The organism is Caballeronia glathei (assembly GCF_000698595.1).
Lineage (GTDB): Bacteria > Pseudomonadota > Gammaproteobacteria > Burkholderiales > Burkholderiaceae > Caballeronia > Caballeronia glathei.
Map to the genome: position 1 here is coordinate 1 of NZ_JFHC01000208.1, position 1,825 is coordinate 1,825.

The 1,825-nt window shown below is 58.6% G+C and carries 4 protein-coding genes; all 4 read right to left on the minus strand.

From position 1 onward, the window contains the following. Nucleotides 1-74: 74 nt before the first annotated feature. Genes BG61_RS38300 through BG61_RS43520 form a run of 4 tightly spaced genes read right to left on the minus strand, consistent with a single transcriptional unit; the run spans nucleotide 75 to nucleotide 1,796 of the window. On the minus strand, nucleotides 75-1,190 hold the full coding sequence (locus BG61_RS38300) for a tyrosine-type recombinase/integrase (RefSeq protein ID WP_035931539.1): 1,116 nt from the start codon (nucleotides 1,188-1,190) through the stop codon (nucleotides 75-77). Continuing rightward, nucleotides 1,177-1,386 (minus strand): excisionase, encoded by a 210-nt coding sequence (locus tag BG61_RS38305; RefSeq protein ID WP_035931530.1) that lies wholly within the window; start codon nucleotides 1,384-1,386, stop codon nucleotides 1,177-1,179. Before BG61_RS38305 ends, BG61_RS38300 begins: the two co-directional genes overlap by 14 nt. Then, on the minus strand, nucleotides 1,387-1,650 hold the full coding sequence (locus BG61_RS38310; protein WP_035931522.1) for a hypothetical protein: 264 nt from the start codon (nucleotides 1,648-1,650) through the stop codon (nucleotides 1,387-1,389). Continuing rightward, nucleotides 1,647-1,796, minus strand: coding sequence for a hypothetical protein (locus tag BG61_RS43520; RefSeq protein WP_169743342.1), 150 nt, complete (start codon nucleotides 1,794-1,796; stop codon nucleotides 1,647-1,649). The genes BG61_RS38310 and BG61_RS43520 overlap by 4 nt, the downstream gene beginning before the upstream one ends. Nucleotides 1,797-1,825: the final 29 nt, after the last annotated feature.

The window sequence follows — 1,825 nt, forward strand, 5'->3', positions numbered from 1 at the left end:
ATTACCTGCGAGGTAATGAGCACCCTTGCTGCGTAAGGCTCTCCGCTTATTCGTCGCGAAAAAATCTACAATTTTCATCCTGTCAGCTTCACTTCAGTCCACTCCGCACCGCGCGTGTCGCGGTACATCGCCGTCATATTTGCCGACTTGTGACCGAGAATCGCCTGCGCGAAATCCTCGCCGTGCTGCTCCGTGTAGAGCCTTGCCGCCAAGCTTCGCAACTCGTGAAAGCTCGGCGCGGTGCGGCCTTCCTCCCACGTTATCTTCGCCTTCTCGCGCACCTTCTGAAATGCCTTGGTCAGCGCGTCTTTTCCGACCGGATCGCCGGGTTTCCTGATCAGAAGCGGCCGATTGTGGTGCAGCATCCACTTCGAAACTGCGTTGTCGCGGCACCGCTTCACGACGTCATCCAATGACAGGCCGATTGCGTCCAGCCGGACAGTGACCGGGATTCGGAGTTTGACCTTGGTCTTTTCCTGGCTGACGAACAGAAACCCGTCCTTGACATCGCCGAACTGCATGTTCGCGACGTCCTCCCGGCGCTGTGCCGTCACCATTGCGAGTTCAATGCTCCTGGCAATCCATGGATCCATCGTCAGCGCCGCCTCATAGACGGTGCGGAACTGATCCAACGTCAGACGCGAGCGCTCAACCTCGAAATCTGGGATGCGCGTCACCTTTACCGGGTTCGTCCCGTTATCGATCAGGCCTTTTATCTCGGCTTCCCGGAACATATCCAACAGGGTTTTCCGAATCAGAACGGCCATCTGAGGACTACGGCTTTCCGCGGCTGATGAAATGAATTCGGCGACTTCCTCGGTCCTGATCGATCGAAGATTCTTTCCGAGAAAAGGGCACTTGCGAACTGCGCGAATCCCGGCCTGGACGGTCTTCATCGTGGCCTCGGTGGGTTTCCGAGTTTCCTTATAAATCGTCTCGTACTCGCCGGTCCACACATCCAGCGTTTTCCCTTCCGGTTCGAGGATCTTCTGCGCGAGGGATTTTGTCCCGCGTCGCTGCTCGACGGCCAGATTCGCCGCGCGCGCCTCAGCAAATGCGCGCGCCTGATCGCGGCCGAGCCCATGATTTTTCTTCGTGTCAGGATCGCGCCAGTAGAAATAGCCGGCACCGTTCTGGTTCAGGCGCGCCGGCCAGTTCCGGCGCTTTGCCTCGCGTCTACGCGCTGCCATTCCCCAATCTCCTGTACATTTCACCAGCGTCGTCACTGTAGACGGCGTGCGGCTCGACAAAATAGCGGCCGCCGCATTTTATTGGTTGAGGGATGATACGGCCGTTCCGGCGCCAGTTGAGCAGTGTGTTGCGGTGCGGCTTCCGGTTTCCGAAGATCAGTTCCGCCCACTGTTCGAGAGTGATCAGCTTTCCCATCTACGCACCTTCCTTGTTAGCTAGCCGGCGGATCTCGTCGGCAACTAGAACGAGCGCGGTGTAGCCTGATGCCGTCGCCGGGCTTCCAGCAAGCCGTGCTGCGCTGTGGACACACACCCTCGCGCACTCCTCGATGATCTCGGCGCGGCTCTTGCGAAGCGCCTCGATATGCCGGAGCAGATGCACGCGATCCGCGACAGTGACGTCGCTGTTGGCGTCCCGAATGTTCGCGAGCGCAACCTGTACTGCGTGATCTACCGTCATTGCTTATCCTTCGATTGTGCGTAAGAAGGGCACTTGCCAGCGTTGCTGATGCAGGTGTGCACGTCGATCAGGTCGAACGAAGCCAGCACTGCCAGAAACGAATAGATCGCGCCGATGATGCAGAGTGCCGTTTTCAATGCGCTCACGTCGCCACCCCCTTAGCCTGCAATGCCGC

Excerpts from the sequence above, each read along its gene's own strand:
- BG61_RS38300 (WP_035931539.1), bottom strand. The coding sequence starts at position 1,190 with ATGGCAGCGCGTAGACGCGAGGCAAAGCGCCGGAACTGGCCGGCGCGC.
- BG61_RS38305 (WP_035931530.1), bottom strand. The coding sequence starts at position 1,386 with ATGGGAAAGCTGATCACTCTCGAACAGTGGGCGGAACTGATCTTCGGA.
- BG61_RS38310 (WP_035931522.1), bottom strand. The coding sequence starts at position 1,650 with ATGACGGTAGATCACGCAGTACAGGTTGCGCTCGCGAACATTCGGGAC.